At 27.6% G+C, this 709-nt stretch carries 1 pseudogene; it reads right to left on the minus strand.

Annotated elements, in window-relative coordinates:
* Positions 1-447: 447 nt before the first annotated feature.
* Positions 448-709: pseudogene (locus ASJ81_RS23350) on the minus strand (hypothetical protein); the annotation flags it as partial.

Raw genomic sequence — 709 nt, forward strand, 5'->3', positions numbered from 1 at the left:
TGCTGTTTTTTTTAACAAATAATATAATACTTATTTATATTATATTTTTATTATAAATAATTACCCATTTTATACGACGAAGAGCCAGAAACTTTCATTTTAACATTACATTTTTATTTTTTAATGTTATCCGTTTCATATTTTTTCCATTTCTTTTTCCATTTCTTTTTCCGTTCCTTTTTCCATTTAGCCTTTGACTTTTTCCTCTTTTATTCTTCTTTTATCTTTCGGTCGTGTCCTCAAATTATTGAACAGGAACTCTAAATCCTACATTCGGCAGCAAGCACATTCCAACATCTAAATATTCTTAATTGTTATTTTTTGTAGGTTAAGTTAAAAAACAGCATCTTGCGGATTATCTATCTAGCATGATTTGTCTTTTATCTCATATATTATAAATATATATTAATTATGTTATGGTTAACATTTAGTAATTTTTGATTTAAATTAAATATCAAAAGTTCTAAAAAAAACGATATCAATAGAAAAATTGAATGGATTTTTATGTCGACCTGCCGAAAGCAGGCTAAATGTTAATAGTTCCTTTAAACTCCATATGTGATCAGTTATTCCTTCTGCCATAGCTGGAGTCCTTTGAAACCATTTTCTATTTCCAGAATCTATTTTTAACCTTAGAGACTTATGAGGTTTTATTGTCAAGGCCGGTGAATAATTCCTCATTTTAGCCGGATTAAAATTCCTCAATACC

The organism is Methanosarcina spelaei (genome assembly GCF_002287235.1).
Classification (GTDB): Archaea; Halobacteriota; Methanosarcinia; order Methanosarcinales; family Methanosarcinaceae; genus Methanosarcina; species Methanosarcina spelaei.